Source organism: Marmoricola sp. Leaf446, from assembly GCF_001424755.1.
Taxonomy (GTDB): domain Bacteria; phylum Actinomycetota; class Actinomycetes; order Propionibacteriales; family Nocardioidaceae; genus Marmoricola.
On record NZ_LMRF01000004.1, the window covers coordinates 40,974 to 57,317 of the forward strand.

Sequence of the window (16,344 nt, forward strand, 5' to 3'; positions counted from 1 at the left end):
TGTATCTTTGACCCTCGGTTCGCCCCACAGCCTCACGGCCTGACAGGCGGACCGATCCCATGGGGTATGGGGTAATTGGCAGCCCGACTGGTTCTGGTCCAGTTAGTCTAGGTTCGAGTCCTAGTACCCCAGCGATGTCACGGATTTGGTGGCTGGTTCAACCAGCCGATACAGTTCCGCTGGCTCAGGCCCCCGTTGTGTAGTGGCCTAGCACGCCGCCCTCTCAAGGCGGTAGCGCGGGTTCGAATCCCGTCGGGGGTACCACCCAGCAGCCCGGTCTCGCAGAGGCCGGGCTGCTGTCTTCCCAGCTGGTGCGTGCACGTCCGATTCCCGCGAGGTCCGGGTCGGGCCGGCAGGCACACTGGTGCCATGACCGGCACCGACACCGAGTGGGAGGCGCGCTACCGCGCCGTGCAGGGGCGCGACCGCCGCTTCGACGGCATGTTCTACACCGCGGTCCGCACGACCGGCATCTACTGCCGCCCGTCCTGCCCCGCGATCACCCCGCGCCGGCACAACGTCACCTTCTTCCCGACCGCGGCGGGCGCCCAGGACGCGGGCTTCCGTGCCTGCCGCCGGTGCCTGCCGGACGCCACGCCGGGGTCGCCGCGCTGGGACGTCGTGGCCGACGCCGCCGGCCGCGCGATGCGCCTGGTCGCCGACGGCGTGGTGGAGCGCGAGGGCGTCGAGGGACTGGCCTCGCGGCTGGGCTACTCCGTGCGCCAGCTGCACCGCGTCGTCACCGGGGAGTACGGCGCCGGCCCGCTTGCGCTGGCCCGCTCGCGCCGGGCGCAGACCGCCCGGGTGCTGATCGAGACCACCGACCTCCGCTTCGCCGACGTGGCCTTCGCCGCCGGCTTCACCAGCGTGCGGCAGTTCAACGACACCGTCCGCGAGGTGTACGCCGCCTCGCCCACCGACCTGCGCGCCGCCGCCTCCGGCCGGCACCCCAGCCTGGTGCCGGGCACGCTGCACACCCGGGTCGCCGTGCGCGAGCCGTTCGCGGCGGCCGACCTGCACTGGTTCCTCGCCGTGCACGCCGTGCCCGGCCTGGAGGCGGTCGGCGAGGACTGGTACGAGCGCGCGGTGCGGCTGCCCCACGGCCCGGGCGTGGTCCGGGTCGACCTCAGCGGCCGTACGCCGGGCACGGTGCCCTGCACCCTGACGCTGGCCGACACCCGCGACCTGGCGCCGGCCACCGAGCGCGCCCGCCGGCTGCTGGACGCCGACGCCGACCCCGTCGCGGTCGACGCCGCGCTGGCCGAGGACGGCCTGCTGGCGCCGCTGGTGGCGTCCCGCCCGGGGCTGCGGGTGCCGGGCCAGCTCGACGGCGCCGAGGTGGCCGTCCAGACGGTCCTGGGGCAGCAGGTGAGCCTGGCCTCGGCGCGCACCGCCGCCGCCCGCCTCGTCGAGCGCTGGGGCGACCCGCTGGGCCTGGACGGCCCGCACGAGGTCACCCGGCTGTTCCCCACCCCGGCCACGCTCGCGGCGCTCGACCCGGAGGACCCCGAGGTGCTGCGGATGCCGCGTGCCCGCGCCCGGGCGCTGACCACGCTCGCGGGCGCCCTGGCCGACGGCACGGTGGTGCTCGACCGCAGCGTGGACCGGGCCGAGACCCGGGCGGCGATGACCGGCCTGCGCGGCATCGGCCCCTGGACGGCCGACTACGTCCCCATGCGGGCCCTCGGCGACCCCGACGTCTTCCTGCCCACCGACATCGGCGTCCGCAACGCCGCGACCGCGCTCGGCATCGACGACGTCACCCGGCGCAGCGACGACTGGCGGCCGTGGCGCTCCTACGCGCTGCTGCGGCTGTGGTCCGTCGTGCTCGACCAGCTCCGCGAGCGCGAGCAGCGCCGCGGTCCCACGAGGAGGAACCCGTGAACGCACCCACCGACCAGGCCCTGGACCAGGCCACCCACCAGGCCACCCAGCAGGCCACCCAGCAGGCCACCGCGACCCCGACGCAGGCCGACGCGGGCAGCGCCTGGTCACAGGTCGACACCCCGATCGGGCCGCTGCGCCTCGTCGCCCGCGGGGACGCGCTGCGGGCCATCGAGTTCAGCCCCTGGCCCTCCGAGGAGGTCGAGGCCGTGGGGGAGCGCGACGACGACCGACCGGTGCTGCGGCGCACGGCCGAGCAGCTCGCGGCGTACTTCTCGGGCGACCTGCGCGAGTTCGACCTCCCGCTCGACCCCGGCGGCACCCCGTTCCAGCAGCGGGTGTGGGCCGAGCTCTCCCGGATCGGCTACGGCACCACCACGTCCTACGGCGAGGTGGCCCGGCGCCTGGGGATGACCAACGCGGCGTCCCGGGCGGTCGGGCTGGCCAACGGCCGCAACCCGATCCCGGTCGTGGTGCCCTGCCACCGCGTCATCGGGGCCGACGGACGGCTGACGGGCTACGCCGGCGGGCTGGAGCGCAAGCAGCTGCTGCTCGACCTCGAGCGTCCCGGCCTGTTCTAGGCCGGGGACCGGGGTGCGAGGCTGGCGGGGTGAGCGACGCAGCGACCGACCCGGGCACGACCGGGACCCCCACCACGGACGGCCAGGACGAGTCGGCGGGCACGGTGCTGCTGGCCGGGTCGGCCAACCTCGCGATCGCGATCGCCAAGCTGGTCGGCGGCCTGGTCTCCGGCTCGGCGGCGATGCTGGCCGAGGCGGCGCACTCGTTCGCCGACACCCTCAACCAGGTGTTCCTGATGGCCTCGCTGAAGCGCAGCCGGAAGCCGGCCGACGCCCAGCACCCGTTCGGCTACGGGATGGAGCGCTACTTCTGGGCGCTGATCGCCGCGGTCGGCATCTTCGTGCTCGGCGCCGGCTACTCGGTGCTGGAGGGCGTCCGCGCCATCCTCGATCCCGAGGAGCTGGGGCCGCTGACGATCCCCTACGTCGTGCTGGCGCTGAGCTTCGTGTTCGAGGGGGTGTCGTGGCTCAAGGCGGTGCGCCAGCTGCGCGGCCAGGCCCAGGACGCCGACCGCGGGTTCTTCGAGCACCTCAAGATCACCCCGGACCCCACCGTCAAGACGGTCGCCTTCGAGGACACCGCCGCGCTGATCGGCATCGTGCTCGCCGCCGTCGGGATCACGCTCCACCACTACACCGACCACGGCTACTGGGACGGGCTCGCCTCGGTCCTGATCGGGCTGCTGCTCGCGGTCGTGGCCTACGCCCTCGGCCAGCAGAACAAGCGCGCCCTCATCGGCGAGGCGCTCTCACCCGAGGTGCAGGAGTCGTTGCGCCGGACCGTGGCGGAGTCCCCCGGCATCGACGCGGTGGTCGAGCTGATGACGATGCGGCTCGGGCCCGACGAGGTGATCGTGGCGGCGAGGGTCGACCTCGACGACGACGCCTCGGCGGACGAGCTGGAGCAGGCGGCCGACGAGGTCGAGCGGCGGCTGCGTGAGGCCCACCCCGAGGTGCGCCACGTCTTCCTCGACCCGACCGACCTGCCCGACGGGGCCTCGCCCGTGCCGGGCCCCGGGGCTCAGAACGGGAAGGACTCGTCGCGGTAGCGCTGCAGCACCTCGCGCACCTTCTCCTCGTCGCGGTCGGCGATCGGCAGCAGCAGCTCGCCCACCACGTCGGTCAGCTCCGCGACGCGCCGCTGCAGCCGACGGTTCTCGTGGGCCTCGGCCTCGAGGTCGCGGATCCGCTGCGGGAGCGACAGCAGGCCGCGCACGGGGCCGCGTCGGGCGGGCGCGACGCCGTCGACGACCAGGCGTCCTCCGGCGGTCGGTCGGGTCGTCGTACGACGGCTGCGCACCGCGTCGCTCAAGCGGCTCACGGGGTCTCCTCGGAGGTGGTGGTGCCGGCGGGTCGCCGGGTGGGCAGGGGGTGGTCCCAGCGGACCACGAGCCGGGACACCCAGGGGTCGTCCTCGCCGAGGACGTCGTGCCCGGCGACGTGCTCCTCGTGGGTGACGCGACCGCCGGCGGCCTCCAGCTCGGACCGGAGCCCGGCGGTCGAGACCCGGGAGACCATCGCGTCGAGCCGGTCGACGGGCAGGTCGTCGCGGGTGGCGGCCTGCTCGAGCAGCAGCGCCCCGCCGCGGCGCAGCGACATCGAGCACAGCCGCCACAGGTGGGCCCGTGCCTCGCGGTCGAGGCACCCCAGCAGGCCCCGGGCCAGGAGCCACGGTGGGGACTCCTCGCGCGCCAGCTCGGCGCCGGCGAGGAGGGCGGAGCGGGCGTCGTTGAGCGTCAGCACGCGTACGTCGGCGGCGGGGTCGCCCGCCCGGGTGATCCGCCGCCGCGACCGGGTCAGCGCCGCGCCGGAGTAGTCGAGCGCCGCCACGCGGTGCCCCCGGCGCCGGAAGAAGGCGGCGTCGCGGCCGGTGCCCGACCCGACGTCGACGACCATGGCGTCGTCGGGCACCCGCGGGGCCGCCCAGCGGGCGAAGTCGCTGCCGCCGTGGGGGAGGTCGGCACCCCGGGTGCGGTAGAGCTCGTTCCACCGCGGGAGGCCGTCGCGGGGGCCGCGCAGCCACCCGTCGAGCCGTCGTACGCCGGCAGCCGGGTCGACCGGGACGAACGCCGGGTCGGGCACCCGCCACGACTCGCCGTACAGGAAGGCCAGGACGCGCTCGGGGTCGGCCGGAGCCGCCAGCTCGACGCCCTCGAGCACGACCGTCGCCGCCGGGGTGAGGGCGGCGGCGGGCAGCGTGCCGCTGCGGCCGCCCAGCTGGTAGAAGACGCCGTCGGCGTGGAAGGCGCCGAAGACGTCGATCTGCACCACCCGACCGTCGTCGAGCGGCAGGAACAGCTTGAGGTCCCCGCCCGACATCCGCACCACCTTCCACCCGAGGCGACGCAGGCCGCGCTCGACCTCGAAGGACTCGCGGACCACGTCGACGGGGTGGGCGTGGTGGCTGTAGTAGGCGAGGTCGGCGTCGGAGTCGTGGCCGATCATCCGCCCGTCGCGCACCGCCCCGAGCAGGCACCCGTAGCTGAGGTGGGCGTCGACACCGAGCCGGTCACGCAGGTCGGTCAGGGCGCGGGCCGCGCCCAGCACGACCTGGCGGCGCCCCTCGTCGGAGGTCTCCGCGAACACCCGGGTGAGGTGGTGCGCGCGGTCCACGGCCAACGGGTGCCCGTGGGCGTCGACCAGCCGCAGCGGCTCGGCGACCCCGCCGAAGCTGACCACCTCGTCGAGGTGCACGACCGCGCCGTCGGCGTCGCTGACGCACACCCGCGTCGTGCCGTGCAGCCGCTCGGCCAGCACGACGGGCCAGGTCACCTGCCGGGAGCCGCCCACGACCCGGCCGTCGCGGCGGGGCGAGAACGACCAGACGAACTGGTCCTCGAAGCGCACGACCACCGAGCCCTCGACGTCGGGCACCACGAGACCGTGGTCATCGACGGTCGCCCCCGGTCCGCGCTCGCGCACGCCGGGGAGCGGCATCAGTGCCTCCGGGAGGTCGGGTGTACGGCGGGAAAAGTCCAGCAGAACACTACACTTCGCCGACGCCGACGGGGCGATCCCGCGCCTCGCGCCGCCCGAGGATCAGTCGGCCGAGGAGCGGCGCAGCGACTCCGAGAGCCGCTCGGCCGCGGCGAGCACCGCCGGGGCGTGCATCCGACCGGGCTGCCGCGAGAGCCGCTCGAGCGGGCCGGAGACCGAGACGGCCGCGATGATCTTGCCGCTGGGGGAGCGGACGGGGGCCGAGACCGAGGCCACGCCCTGCTCCCGCTCGCCGATGGACTGCGCCCAGCCCCGACGGCGGATGCCGGCGAGGGCGGTGGCGGAGTACGCCGCGTGCTGGAGCCCGCGGTGCATCCGCTCGGGGTCCTCCCAGGCGAGCAGCACCTGGGCGGCGGAGCCGGCGCGCATCGTCAGCTGGGAGCCGACCGGGATGGTGTCGCGCAGGCCGCTGGGACGCTCGGCGGCGGCGACGCACACGCGGTGGTCGCCCTGACGACGCCACAGCTGGGCCGACTCCCCGGTGATGTCGCGCAGGCGGGCCAGCACGGGGCCGGCGGTGGCGAGCAACCGGTCCTCGCCCGCGGCGGCCGAGAGCTCGGAGAGCCGGGGGCCGAGGACGAAGCGTCCCTGCATGTCGCGGGCGACGAGCCGGTGGTGCTCGAGAGCGACGGCCAACCGGTGCGCGGTGGGCCTCGCCAGACCGGTTCCGGCCACCAGGCCGGCGAGCGTCGCCGGGCCCGACTCGAGGGCCGTGAGCACGAGGGCGGCCTTGTCGAGCACGCCCACTCCGCTGGAGTTGTCCATGATGTAATACTGCCGTCTCAGATGTTGGGATGCAAAGCCACGAGATTTCGCAGCCGCGTCGGACTTGTCGTTCAGTGGGACCAGCACGCCGCGGTGGGGCCGCAGGCGTTCAGCATGTGAAACGAGAGGGGTCGAGAGACGTCATGGCCAGAGCAGCCGGGAATCCCGAGGTTGGCGGCACACCGCCACGCACGTTGTCCGAGAAGGTCTGGGACGAGCACGTCGTCCGCAGCGCCGAGGGCGAGCCCGACCTGCTCTTCATCGACCTCCACCTGATCCACGAGGTGACCTCCCCCCAGGCCTTCGAGGGGCTGCGGCTCGCCGGTCGCGGCGTACGCCGGCCCGACCTGACCCTCGCCACCGAGGACCACAACGTGCCCACGGTCGACTGGGACAAGCCGATCGCCGACCCCGTCTCCCGCACGCAGGTGGACACCCTGCGGGCCAACGCCGAGGAGTTCGGGGTGCGCCTGCACCGGCTCGGCGACAAGGAGCAGGGCATCGTCCACATCATCGGCCCGCAGCTGGGCCTGACCCAGCCGGGCATGACGATCGTCTGCGGCGACAGCCACACCTCCACCCACGGCGCCTTCGGTGCGATCGCGTTCGGCATCGGCACCTCCGAGGTCGAGCACGTGCTCGCCACGCAGACGCTGATGCAGACCCGGCCCCGGACGATGGCCGTGACCGTGAACGGCTCGCTGCCCGAGGGCGTCACCGCCAAGGACCTCGTGCTCACCCTGATCACCCACACCGGCACCGGCGGTGGCCAGGGCTACATCGTGGAGTACCGCGGCCAGGCCATCGAGGAGCTCTCGATGGAGGGCCGGATGACGGTCTGCAACATGAGCATCGAGTGGGGTGCCAAGGCGGGCCTGATCGCCCCCGACCAGACCACGTTCGACTACATCCAGGGTCGCCAGGAGGCCCCGACGGGCGCCGACTGGGACGCCGCCGTGGCGCACTGGACGAGCCTGCGCACCGACGACGGCGCCGAGTTCGACGCGGAGATCGTCCTCGACGCCTCCACCATGACCCCGTTCGTCACCTGGGGCACCAACCCCGGCCAGGGCGTGCCGCTCGGCGGCACGGTCCCGGACCCCGCGGCGTACGAGGACGACGACGACCGCGTCGCGGCCGAGAACGCGCTGCGCTACATGGACCTGCAGGCCGGCACCCCGATGCGCGAGGTCTCGGTCGACACCGTGTTCGTGGGCTCCTGCACCAACGGCCGCATCGAGGACCTCCGGCTCGCTGCCGAGGTGCTGCGTGGCCGCACCGTCGACCCCGACACGCGCCTGCTCGTCGTGCCGGGCTCGGCCCGGGTACGGCTGCAGGCCGAGGACGAGGGCCTCGACGTGGTCTTCAAGGAGGCCGGTGCGGAGTGGCGCGGCGCCGGGTGCTCGATGTGCCTGGGGATGAACCCCGACCAGCTCCAGCCGGGTGAGCGCAGCGCGTCGACGTCCAACCGCAACTTCGAGGGCCGTCAGGGCAAGGGGGGTCGCACCCACCTGGTCTCGGTCCCGGTCGCCGCCGCCACCGCGGTCCGCGGCACCCTGTCCTCGCCCGCCGACCTCGAGCCCGTCCAGACCCAGGAGGCCTGAGCCGTGGAGCCCTTCACCACCCACACCGGCGTCGGCGTGCCGCTGCGGCGCAGCAACGTCGACACCGACCAGATCATCCCCGCCGTCTACCTCAAGCGGGTGACGCGCACGGGCTTCGAGGACGGGCTGTTCGCCGCCTGGCGCAACGACCCCTCGTTCGTGCTCAACCAGGCCGAGTACGCCGCGGGCTCGGTCCTCGTCGCCGGTCCCGACTTCGGCACCGGCTCCTCGCGCGAGCACGCCGTCTGGGCGCTGCAGAACTACGGCTTCCGGGCCGTCATCAGCCCGCGCTTCGCCGACATCTTCCGCGGCAACTCCGGCAAGGCCGGCCTCGTCGCCGCGCAGGTCGACGAGAAGGTCGTGCAGCGGCTCTGGGACCACCTGGCCGAGAACCCCGGTGCCACGGTGACCGTCGACCTCGAGAGCCGCACGGTGCGAGCGGGGGAGGGCCCCGACGCCATCGAGGACTCCTTCGACATCGACGACTACACCCGCTGGCGGCTGCTCGAGGGCCTCGACGACATCGACATCACGCTGTCGCACGCCGACGACATCACCGAGTTCGAGCAGCACCGCCCGGCCTGGAAGCCGGTCACGCAGCACTGAGCCGCCACCCCGTGCGAATCGTTGTGGTGCGCGTCACGACGCCCTAGCGTGCCTTGCACGACCGGGCACGAGGCGCGGTCGTTGCGTCCGCGAAGGGGACCAGCGTGAACAAGAGCCAGCTGATCGACACCCTGGCGGCACGGTTCGAGGGCAACCGCAAGGCGGCGGCCCACGCCCTCGACTCCGTGCTCGACACGATCACCCGCGAGGTGGCCAAGGGCGAGAAGGTCGCCATCACCGGCTTCGGCTCGTTCGAGAAGCGCGTCCGCGGGGCCCGCTGGGTCCGCAACCCCTCCACCGGCGTCCGGATGCAGTCCTCGGAGAAGGCGGTGCCCGCCTTCAAGCCGGGTGCCCAACTGCGTGACGTGGTCTCGGGTGCCAAGAAGCTCCCGGCGCTGACCCTGGCCGCCGTCGAGGCCGCCGCCCCCGCCGTCGCCCAGCCGGCCATCGCCCAGGCCGCCGCCGTGGCGCGCCGCGCGACGGGCGTGGGGTCCCCGGATCCGGCACCGGCGACGAAGTCGTCGTCCGGGAAGTCCTCCACGAAGAAGTCCTCTGCCTCGTCCTCGCCCGCCACGAAGAAGTCGACCACGAAGAAGTCGACCGCGAAGAAGTCGGCCCCCGCGAAGTCCACGGCCAAGAAGTCGACCGCCAAGAAGTCGACCGCCACGAAGTCGACCGCCACGAAGTCCGCGGCGAAGAAGTCGGGCGCGTCGACGTCCGCGGCCACGAAGAAGTCCGCCGCCACGACGTCCTCGGCCACGACGTCCTCGGCCAAGAAGTCGCCCGCGAAGAAGTCTCCCGCGAAGAAGTCGACGGCCAAGAAGTCGACCGCGAAGAAGTCGACGGCAAAGGGCTCCAGCAGCTCCTGAGCCGGTCGTCGCCGGCCGGCCGGCTACCCCGTCGGGCGTCCGTCGGGGTGGGCGGGGGGTCCGTCCGCCGCCAGGGCCTCGCGGGTGTGCGCGCCGACGCCGAGGTCGAGGGCGGCCCGGAGGTCGAGGTCGGTGTCCACGTCGCGTCGCAGCGAGGGGACCTCGGCGCGCACCGGCACCGCGCCCGACACCTCGTGGCGGACGGCCGACCCCGCGCCGAAGCGGGGGTCGAGGTCGGTGCCGGGTCCGGCGGCGAGCAGCGTCGTCCCGGTGCCGTCGGCGTCCGCGACGTACCACCGCGAGCGGAGACCGGCGCCGAGCGCCGCGTCGAGGTCGGGGGTGCGCAGCGCGGGGAGGTCGGCGAGCAGGGCGGCGACGCCGAGCCCGGGATGGCGCAGCCGCACCTCGCGCTCGGCGACGCGCAGGGCGAGGTTGAGGTCACCCTCGCCCTCGTCGCCGATCGCCTCGCCGAAGCCGTCCTCGTCGGTGACGACGTAGGTGTGCGCGACCGACGTCGCCGCACGGGCGGCGGCGAGCGCGTCGAGGGCGAAGGCCCGCATCAACAGGTCGCGACCCGGTCGGGGCGCCAGCCGGGTCTTGGCCCGGGCCAGGGTCTTGACCGGCACCAGCAGGACGAACGTGGACATCCGCCCGATCATCCCAGAGCGGCACACCCCGGCGACACCGCCGCCCGGCGATAGGCTCGCGTCCGGCGCGGGCCCCGCAGGGCCCGACGGCAGGAGATCGGTGTCCGAGACGCACGACGAGGTGCGTCGGTGGGAGGTCAGGTGAGCGTCGGGTGACGAAGGTCCGCAGGCTGCAGGAGCGTCGCGGCTGGGCGTGGACCGTGGTCGTCTCGATCGTGAAGCCCACCCTGGTGCTCACCACCAAGCGCGACTGGATCGACGGCGAGAAGGTGCCGGCGACCGGCGGCTGCATCGTGGTCGTCAACCACGTCTCCCACCTCGACCCGATGACGCTGGGGCACTTCCTCTACGAGCACGGTCGGCTGGTGCGCTACCTGGCCAAGGACGCGCTGTTCCGCACCCCGGTGCTCAAGCACATCGTCCGCGACGCGGGCCAGATCCCCGTCGCGCGGCAGACCGACCGGGCCGTCAGCGCCTACGACGCCGCCGTGGAGGCCGTACGCCGCGGCGAGTGCGTCGGCGTCTACCCCGAGGGCACCATCACCCGCGACCCCGACGGCTGGCCGATGCGGGGCAAGACCGGCGCCGCCCGGATCGCGCTGGCCACCGGCGCGCCGGTGGTCCCGATCGGGCAGTGGGGCGCGCAGGAGGTGCTGCCGGCGTACACCGCGAGGCCGCACGTGCTGCCCCGGCGCACGACGCACTACAAGGTGGGTGACCCGGTCGACCTGCAGGACCTCGCCGGCCGCGAGCTCACCCCCGAGGTGCTGGCCGAGGCCACCGACCGGATCATGGCCGCGATCACCGCGCTCGTAGCCGACCTGCGGGGCGAGCCCGCGCCCGCCGTACGCTTCGACCCGTCGACCGCCGGCGCGCGCGTGATCGGCAACCCCCACAAGCAGAAGCGAGGGCGTCGATGACCAAGGTGGCCGTGTTCGGTGCCGGTTCGTGGGGCACGGCGTTCAGCCGGGTGCTGGCCGACGCGGGCAACGAGGTGACGATCTGGGCGCGCCGCGAGGAGGTCTGCGCCTCGATCAACGACCAGCACGAGAACCGCGAGTACTTCCCCGGCATCGAGCTGCCCGACACGATCCGCGCGACCACCGACCCCGGCGAGGCCGCGTGGGAGGCGGAGTTCGTGGTGCTGTCGGTGCCGTCGCAGAAGCTGCGCGAGAACCTCACCACCTGGACCGGCGTGCTGCCGCCCGAGGCGGTCTTCGTCTCGTTGATGAAGGGTGTCGAGCTCGGCTCGACCAAGCGGATGAGCGAGGTCATCGCCGAGGTGACCGGCGCCGGTCCCGAGCGGATCAGCGTCGTCAGCGGCCCCAACCTCGCCCGCGAGATCGCGCTGCGCGAGCCGGCCGCCAGCGTCGTCGCGTGTGCCGACGAGGACGTCGCGCACCGCGTGCAGCAGCTGTGCCACACCCAGGCGTTCCGGCCCTACCGCAGCACCGACGTGCTCGGCTGCGAGCTCGGTGGCGCCTACAAGAACGTGATCGCGCTGTGCGTCGGCATGGCGGTGGGGCTCGGGTTCGGCGACAACACCACCGCCTCGCTCATCACTCGTGGCCTGGCCGAGACGGCCCGGCTCGCCCAGCGCCTCGGCGCCGACCCGATGACGCTGATGGGCCTCGCCGGCCTCGGCGACCTGGTCGCCACCTGCTCCTCGCCGCTGAGCCGCAACCGCACCTTCGGCGAGAAGCTCGGCCAGGGGATGACCACCGAGGAGATCATCGCCTCGACCCGCCAGGTCGCCGAGGGCGCCAAGTCGTGCGCCTCGATCTACGACCTCGCCGCCAAGCACGGCGTCGACGCCCCCGTGGCCGAGCACGTCGACCGCGTCGTCCGCGGCGAGATCAGCGCCCGCGACATGATGTACGCCTTCATCGCGCGCGACACCAAGCACGAGAAGGACTGACCGGCCGGGCGTCGTGGGTGGGCGCCGGGCGCGTGGGTGTGTGGGACGAGTCGTCGGCTGGCCGGGTGGTGGACGAACGTGCTGTCGCACTGAGTCACTGATGACCCGGCCGTCCGGGGATTCGGTGTGCGGCAGTCGCGTCACGGGGCGGCGTACGGACCAAGGGCGCATAGGGGGCGGCCGGTGTGGCAAAACTGCCCACCAACGCCCGGTTCGCCCCATTCGGAGGGCAGTTTCACCGGCCAGCCGGTGAAACTGCCTCGCGCGCGCCCCCCCTACCTCCCCGCCACGTCCAACGCCTGGGAGAGGTCGTCCCAGAGGTCGTCGACGTCCTCGATGCCGACGGAGAGGCGGAGGAGGCCGTCGGGGATGGTGGCGGCCTCGGCCTGCCAGCGGCGACGGCGCTCCAGCGTGGACTCGACGCCGCCGAGCGAGGTGGCGTAGACCCAGAGCCGGGTGGAGTGCTGCACCAGGTCGGCGTGGTCGCCGGTGGGCAGCACGATGGAGACCATGCCGCCGAAGCCGGGGTAGCGGACCTCGGTCAGGTCGGTGCGCTCGCGCAGGCGGCGCACCAGCTCCTGCGCGTTGGCCTGGGCCTTCTCGACGCGCAGGTGCAGGGTGCGGAGGCCGCGCAGCGCCAGCCACGCCTCGAAGGTGCCGGGGATGGCGCCGAGCAGGTCGCGGCGGCCCTTGAGCACCTTCAGCAGCTCCTCGTCGCTGGTGACGACGGCGCCCATGAGGACGTCGGAGTGTCCGGAGAGGTACTTCGTGGCCGAGTGCACGACCAGGTCCACGCCCCACTCCAGCGGCCGCTGCAGCACCGGCGTCGCGAAGGTGTTGTCGACGACGACGTAGGCGCCCGCGGCGTGCGCCGCCGTGGTGATCGCCTCGACGTCGACGACCTCCATGGCGGGGTTGGACGGCGACTCCAGCCACACCAGCGAGGCGTCGTCGCAGGCGGCCACGACGGCGTCGAGGTCGGTCATGTCGACCAGGACCGGGGCGACCCGCTCGCGCAGCTCGAGGTCGCCCAGCTGCATCACGGTGCCGGTGTAGGAGTGCCGGGGCGCGACCACCTTCTGGCCCTGCCCGACGAGGTCGAGGATCGTCGCCACGGCGGCCAGGCCGCTGGAGAAGGCCAGGCAGCGCCCGCCCTCGAGGGCGCCGAGGGCCTGCTCGAAGGCGTCCCAGGTCGGGTTGGCGTAGCGGCCGTACTCCAGGTCGCCGCCCGCGACGTAGGTCGAGGCCATCGTGATCGGGGTGTTCAGCGGCTGGTCGGGCTCGTGGGGCGGGCGGCCGACGTGGACGGCCTGGGTGGCGGGGCGCATCGGTCCAGCCTAGGAAGCAGGCGGTGGGGCACGCGGTGCGGGTCCGGTGCCGCGTCCGACGTACGCCGTAGGGTCGCCGCGTGACCAGCGAGCACCCAGCACCCGCCCGTCGGCCCCGGGTGGCCGTCGTCTTCGGAGGTCGGTCGAGCGAGCACTCGATCTCGTGCATCTCGGCCGGCAGCGTCATCGCGGCGCTGGATCCCGAGCGCTACGACGTGGTGCCGGTCGGCATCGCCCCCGACGGCCGCTGGGTGCTGGAGTCCGCCGACCCCGCGCGCCTGGCCCTGGGGCCCGGGGGCGAGCTGCCCACGGTGACGGGCGACCGCGAGGTGACGCTGACTGCCGGGCAGGGCCTGGTGGTGACCGACGCCGGTGACGTGCCCGAGGTGCTCGGCCAGGTCGACGTGGTCTTCCCCGTGATGCACGGGCCGTGGGGCCAGGACGGCACCCTCCAGGGGCTGCTGGAGATGACGGGGGTCCGCTACGTCGGCGCCGGCGTGCTGGCCAGCGCGGTCGGCACCGACAAGCACTTCATGAAGCAGGTCTTCAGCGCCGCGGGGCTGCCGGTGCTGCCCTACGTCCTGGTCCGGCCCCGGGCCTGGGAGCGCGACCCCGGGGCGGTGCGCGAGGCCGTCGCTGCGCTGGGCCTGCCCGTCTTCGTCAAGCCGGCCCGCGCCGGGTCGAGCTTCGGCATCAGCCGGGTCGACGACCTCGCCGAGCTCGACGCGGCGATCGAGGAGGCGCGCCGCCACGACCCCAAGGTGCTGGTCGAGGCCGCCGCGGTCGGCGCCCGCGAGATCGAGGTCGGCGTGCTCGAGGGTCTCGACGGCGGCGACCCCGAGACCAGCGAGCTGGCCGAGATCACCGTGGGCGCCGAGCACGCCTTCTACGACTTCGAGGCGAAGTACCTCGAGCAGAGCTTCACCCTGCCCGCCTCGGTGCCCGAGGACGTCCGCGACCAGGTGCGCGCGCTGGCGGTCCGGGCCTTCGAGGCGCTCGACGTGGAGGGTCTCGCCCGGGTCGACTTCTTCGTCATGGCCGACGGCCGGGTCGTGGTCAACGAGGTCGAGACCATGCCGGGGTTCACCGCCACCTCGATGTTCCCGCTGATGTGGCGCGAGTCGGGCCTGGACTACCCGGCGCTCGTCGAGCGCCTCGTGACGCTGGCCGCGCAGCGCGAGACCGGCCTGCGCTAGCGGGACCGGACCGTGGTCTGGTCCCGACGGGCTCGACCGACGAGACGGACTCAGCCGCAGGGCGCGTCGGGGTCCGGCGTGCGCCCCTGGGCGCCCAGCGCGTCGGAGAGGTCGGTGAGGATGCCCTGGGGCGGGCGCAGCGCGGCAGGGACCGCCACCTCGACCCGGGGGAGCGAGCCCATCGAGGTCGCGACGACGTCGGCCGACTGGTCGGTGATCTGCCCCTCGGGCACGAACCACAGCACGCCGTTGATCTCCTGGCACGTCGAGAGCGGCGTGAAGTCGGCAGGGCTGCCGACCCCGCAACGCAGCACGACCGGCGGGTCGCCCCACGCGGCCGCGAGCTCGTCGCCGGTGACCTCCTCGCGGGGCTGGTCGCCGACGGCGTCGGGGAGGTCGGCGACCAGGCGCTCGCAGGCCCGCCGCTCGGCCGCGGGCAACGCGTCGTCGGAGCGGCGGGGGGGGGCCTCCACCCCNTGACGGGCGTCGGGGTCGCGCGGCGGTGCTCAGCGCGTTCAGATGTGGACGACCGGGCAGGTCAGGGTGCGGGTGATGCCCTCGAGGGTCTGCACCTTGGCGACCACGAGCTTGCCGAGCTCGTCGACGTTGCGGGCCTCGGCCCGGACGATCACGTCGTAGGGACCGGTGACGTCCTCGGCCAGGATGACGCCCTTGATGTCGGTGATCTGCTGGGCGACCTCGGCGGCCTTGCCGACATCGGTCTGGATCAGGATGTAGGCCTGGACGACCATGTGCACTCCCTCAGGTCAGGTGTCGGTGGCGGTGCTGCTGCCCCCGGACCCGGTCGACCGGGGAGCGCCTCGGGGCAACCTACCCGACACCCGCCCCGCGTGGAACTCGGCCGTCCCCGAGCTCCCGCGGACCCGTCTGGTGGGATGGCGCCATGACCTCCCCGCCTCCGTTCGCGCCCGGGTCGACCCTCGCCGACGTGGGGGAGTTCGGGCTCGTCGGCTCGTTCGCGACCCGCTTCCCCCAGGGCGAGCACGTGTACGTCGGGCCGGGTGACGACGCCGCCGTGCTCCGCACCCCCCGCGGCCACGTGGTGGTCTCCACCGACGTGCTCGTCGAGGGTCGTCACTTCCGCCGCGAGTGGGCCGACGCCCGCTCGATCGGCCGCAAGGCCGCCGCGGCCAACCTCTCCGACGTCAACGCCATGGGCGGTCGCGCCCACTCGCTGACCGTGGGGCTGGCCGCCCCGGCCGACCTGCCGGCGCAGTGGCTCAGCGACCTCGCCGACGGCATCGCCGAGGAGGCCGCGCTGGTCGGTGCGAGCGTCGTGGGCGGCGACCTGACCACCGGCAGCGAGGTGGTCGTCGCCGTCACCGTGCTCGGCACCTGCGACCAGGCGCCGGTGCTGCGCAGCGGCGCCCGCCCCGGCGACGTCGTGGCGCTGGCCGGGCGGCAGGGCTGGGCCGCGGCCGGCCTGGCCGTGCTGACGCGCGGCTTCCGCTCGCCGCGGGCGCTGGTCGAGGCCTTCCAGCGCCCCGAGCCGCCGTACGACGCGGGCGCGGCCGCCGCCGTCGCCGGCGCCACCGGCATGATCGACGTCTCCGACGGCCTGCTGGCCGACCTGGCCCATGTCGCCGAGGCGTCGGGGGTCGCCGTCGACGTGCGCCGCGACGCCTTTGCGCTGGCCGAACCGATGCGCGCGGTCGGGGCGGCGCTGGGGGTGGACCCGCTGCGGTTCGTGCTCGGCGGCGGCGACGACCACGCCATCGCCGCGACGTTCCCCGCCGGGGCGACCCTGCCCGACGGCTTCACCGTCATCGGCACGGTCGCCGAGCCGGGGCAGCCCGGACCGGTCGTCACCGTCGACGGGGCGGCGTACGACGGGCCGCGGGGCTGGACCCACTTCAGCAGCTGAGCCCGGGCGGCCGGTGGAGTCCGAGGACCCCGGGAACAGCACGACGCCCCCGACCCGGTGGGGC

The 16,344-nt window shown here is 74.1% G+C and carries 17 protein-coding genes and 2 tRNA genes; 12 read left to right on the plus strand and 7 right to left on the minus strand.

Features of this window, described 5'->3' with window-relative positions:
* The first annotated feature begins 60 nt into the window (after positions 1-60).
* The 5 genes from ASG49_RS11835 to ASG49_RS11855 all read left to right on the plus strand — a co-directional run bounded on the left by ASG49_RS11835 (position 61) and on the right by ASG49_RS11855 (position 3,514).
* Positions 61-132: transfer RNA gene (locus tag ASG49_RS11835), tRNA-Gln, on the plus strand.
* A gap of 56 nt (positions 133-188) precedes the next feature.
* Positions 189-264 (plus strand) — tRNA-Glu (locus tag ASG49_RS11840).
* Between the two features lie 105 nt (positions 265-369).
* On the plus strand, positions 370-1,884 hold the full coding sequence (locus ASG49_RS11845; RefSeq protein WP_056542124.1) for an AlkA N-terminal domain-containing protein: 1,515 nt from the start codon (positions 370-372) through the stop codon (positions 1,882-1,884).
* Positions 1,881-2,465 (plus strand): methylated-DNA--[protein]-cysteine S-methyltransferase, encoded by a 585-nt coding sequence (locus tag ASG49_RS11850; RefSeq protein WP_235562043.1) that lies wholly within the window; start codon positions 1,881-1,883, stop codon positions 2,463-2,465. The genes ASG49_RS11845 and ASG49_RS11850 overlap by 4 nt, the downstream gene beginning before the upstream one ends.
* A 29-nt stretch (positions 2,466-2,494) precedes the next feature.
* On the plus strand, positions 2,495-3,514 hold the full coding sequence (locus ASG49_RS11855) for a cation diffusion facilitator family transporter (RefSeq protein WP_082534077.1): 1,020 nt from the start codon (positions 2,495-2,497) through the stop codon (positions 3,512-3,514).
* On the opposite strand, the gene ASG49_RS11860 is transcribed toward ASG49_RS11855, so the two are convergent.
* From ASG49_RS11860 to ASG49_RS11870, 3 genes are all read right to left on the minus strand, one after another.
* Positions 3,487-3,786, minus strand: a complete 300-nt coding sequence (locus tag ASG49_RS11860) for a DUF6752 domain-containing protein (protein ID WP_082534078.1) — start codon at positions 3,784-3,786, stop codon at positions 3,487-3,489. The genes ASG49_RS11855 and ASG49_RS11860 overlap by 28 nt on opposite strands.
* Positions 3,783-5,402, minus strand: coding sequence for a class I SAM-dependent methyltransferase (locus ASG49_RS11865; RefSeq protein ID WP_056542125.1), 1,620 nt, complete (start codon positions 5,400-5,402; stop codon positions 3,783-3,785). The genes ASG49_RS11860 and ASG49_RS11865 overlap by 4 nt, the downstream gene beginning before the upstream one ends.
* Positions 5,403-5,504: 102 nt before the next feature.
* A complete protein-coding gene (locus ASG49_RS11870) occupies positions 5,505-6,227 on the minus strand; it encodes an IclR family transcriptional regulator (RefSeq protein WP_056542127.1) in 723 nt (240 codons plus the stop codon).
* A 143-nt stretch (positions 6,228-6,370) separates the two neighbouring features.
* Here ASG49_RS11870 and leuC point away from each other — a divergent pair, with 143 nt between their 5' ends.
* The 3 genes from leuC (at position 6,371) to ASG49_RS18325 (ending at position 9,306) form a co-directional block, all read left to right on the plus strand.
* Entirely contained in the window at positions 6,371-7,831 is a 1,461-nt protein-coding gene (gene leuC / locus ASG49_RS11875) for a 3-isopropylmalate dehydratase large subunit (protein ID WP_056542129.1), read from the plus strand.
* 3 nt (positions 7,832-7,834) lie between these two features.
* Positions 7,835-8,437, plus strand: a complete 603-nt coding sequence (leuD, locus tag ASG49_RS11880; RefSeq protein ID WP_056542131.1) for a 3-isopropylmalate dehydratase small subunit — start codon at positions 7,835-7,837, stop codon at positions 8,435-8,437.
* Positions 8,438-8,541: 104 nt separating this feature from the next.
* Positions 8,542-9,306, plus strand: a complete 765-nt coding sequence (locus ASG49_RS18325) for an HU family DNA-binding protein (protein WP_082534079.1) — start codon at positions 8,542-8,544, stop codon at positions 9,304-9,306.
* Between the two features lie 23 nt (positions 9,307-9,329).
* Here ASG49_RS18325 and cofC read toward each other — a convergent pair whose 3' ends face one another.
* Positions 9,330-9,953: a 2-phospho-L-lactate guanylyltransferase gene (cofC, locus tag ASG49_RS11890; RefSeq protein WP_056542134.1), complete on the minus strand. Its 624-nt coding sequence runs from the start codon at positions 9,951-9,953 to the stop codon at positions 9,330-9,332.
* Between the two features lie 152 nt (positions 9,954-10,105).
* Here cofC and ASG49_RS11895 point away from each other — a divergent pair, with 152 nt between their 5' ends.
* A complete protein-coding gene (locus tag ASG49_RS11895) occupies positions 10,106-10,873 on the plus strand; it encodes a 1-acyl-sn-glycerol-3-phosphate acyltransferase (RefSeq protein WP_082534080.1) in 768 nt (255 codons plus the stop codon).
* On the plus strand, positions 10,870-11,871 hold the full coding sequence (locus tag ASG49_RS11900) for an NAD(P)H-dependent glycerol-3-phosphate dehydrogenase (RefSeq protein WP_056542136.1): 1,002 nt from the start codon (positions 10,870-10,872) through the stop codon (positions 11,869-11,871). The genes ASG49_RS11895 and ASG49_RS11900 overlap by 4 nt, the downstream gene beginning before the upstream one ends.
* 275 nt (positions 11,872-12,146) lie before the next feature.
* Here the strand turns inward: ASG49_RS11900 and ASG49_RS11905 are convergent, their stop codons facing one another.
* Complete coding sequence (locus ASG49_RS11905) at positions 12,147-13,199, minus strand: PLP-dependent aspartate aminotransferase family protein (RefSeq protein ID WP_056542138.1); 1,053 nt, start codon at positions 13,197-13,199, stop codon at positions 12,147-12,149.
* Positions 13,200-13,279: 80 nt separating this feature from the next.
* Here ASG49_RS11905 and ASG49_RS11910 point away from each other — a divergent pair, with 80 nt between their 5' ends.
* Positions 13,280-14,395: a D-alanine--D-alanine ligase family protein gene (locus ASG49_RS11910; RefSeq protein ID WP_056542140.1), complete on the plus strand. Its 1,116-nt coding sequence runs from the start codon at positions 13,280-13,282 to the stop codon at positions 14,393-14,395.
* A gap of 50 nt (positions 14,396-14,445) precedes the next feature.
* Here the strand turns inward: ASG49_RS11910 and ASG49_RS11915 are convergent.
* Together ASG49_RS11915 and ASG49_RS11920 are read right to left on the minus strand one after the other, a co-directional pair.
* Positions 14,446-14,871, minus strand: a 426-nt coding sequence (locus tag ASG49_RS11915) for a DUF3515 domain-containing protein (protein ID WP_235562044.1), incomplete at its 5' end; no start/stop codon positions are given.
* 39 nt (positions 14,872-14,910) lie between these two features.
* Positions 14,911-15,147 (minus strand): Lrp/AsnC family transcriptional regulator, encoded by a 237-nt coding sequence (locus ASG49_RS11920; protein WP_056542144.1) that lies wholly within the window; start codon positions 15,145-15,147, stop codon positions 14,911-14,913.
* A 152-nt stretch (positions 15,148-15,299) separates the two neighbouring features.
* Between ASG49_RS11920 and ASG49_RS11925 the strand changes: the two genes are divergently transcribed.
* Positions 15,300-16,280: a thiamine-phosphate kinase gene (locus tag ASG49_RS11925; protein ID WP_056542145.1), complete on the plus strand. Its 981-nt coding sequence runs from the start codon at positions 15,300-15,302 to the stop codon at positions 16,278-16,280.
* The last annotated feature ends 64 nt before the right edge of the window (positions 16,281-16,344 follow it).

Coding starts and splice junctions, on each gene's coding strand:
- leuC (WP_056542129.1), top strand. CDS start 6,371: ATGGCCAGAGCAGCCGGGAATCCCGAGGTTGGCGGCACACCGCCACGC.
- ASG49_RS11925 (WP_056542145.1), top strand. CDS start 15,300: ATGACCTCCCCGCCTCCGTTCGCGCCCGGGTCGACCCTCGCCGACGTG.
- ASG49_RS11920 (WP_056542144.1), bottom strand. CDS start 15,147: ATGGTCGTCCAGGCCTACATCCTGATCCAGACCGATGTCGGCAAGGCC.
- ASG49_RS11870 (WP_056542127.1), bottom strand. CDS start 6,227: ATGGACAACTCCAGCGGAGTGGGCGTGCTCGACAAGGCCGCCCTCGTG.
- ASG49_RS11845 (WP_056542124.1), top strand. CDS start 370: ATGACCGGCACCGACACCGAGTGGGAGGCGCGCTACCGCGCCGTGCAG.
- cofC (WP_056542134.1), bottom strand. CDS start 9,953: ATGTCCACGTTCGTCCTGCTGGTGCCGGTCAAGACCCTGGCCCGGGCC.
- ASG49_RS11905 (WP_056542138.1), bottom strand. CDS start 13,199: ATGCGCCCCGCCACCCAGGCCGTCCACGTCGGCCGCCCGCCCCACGAG.
- ASG49_RS11865 (WP_056542125.1), bottom strand. CDS start 5,402: ATGCCGCTCCCCGGCGTGCGCGAGCGCGGACCGGGGGCGACCGTCGAT.
- ASG49_RS11900 (WP_056542136.1), top strand. CDS start 10,870: ATGACCAAGGTGGCCGTGTTCGGTGCCGGTTCGTGGGGCACGGCGTTC.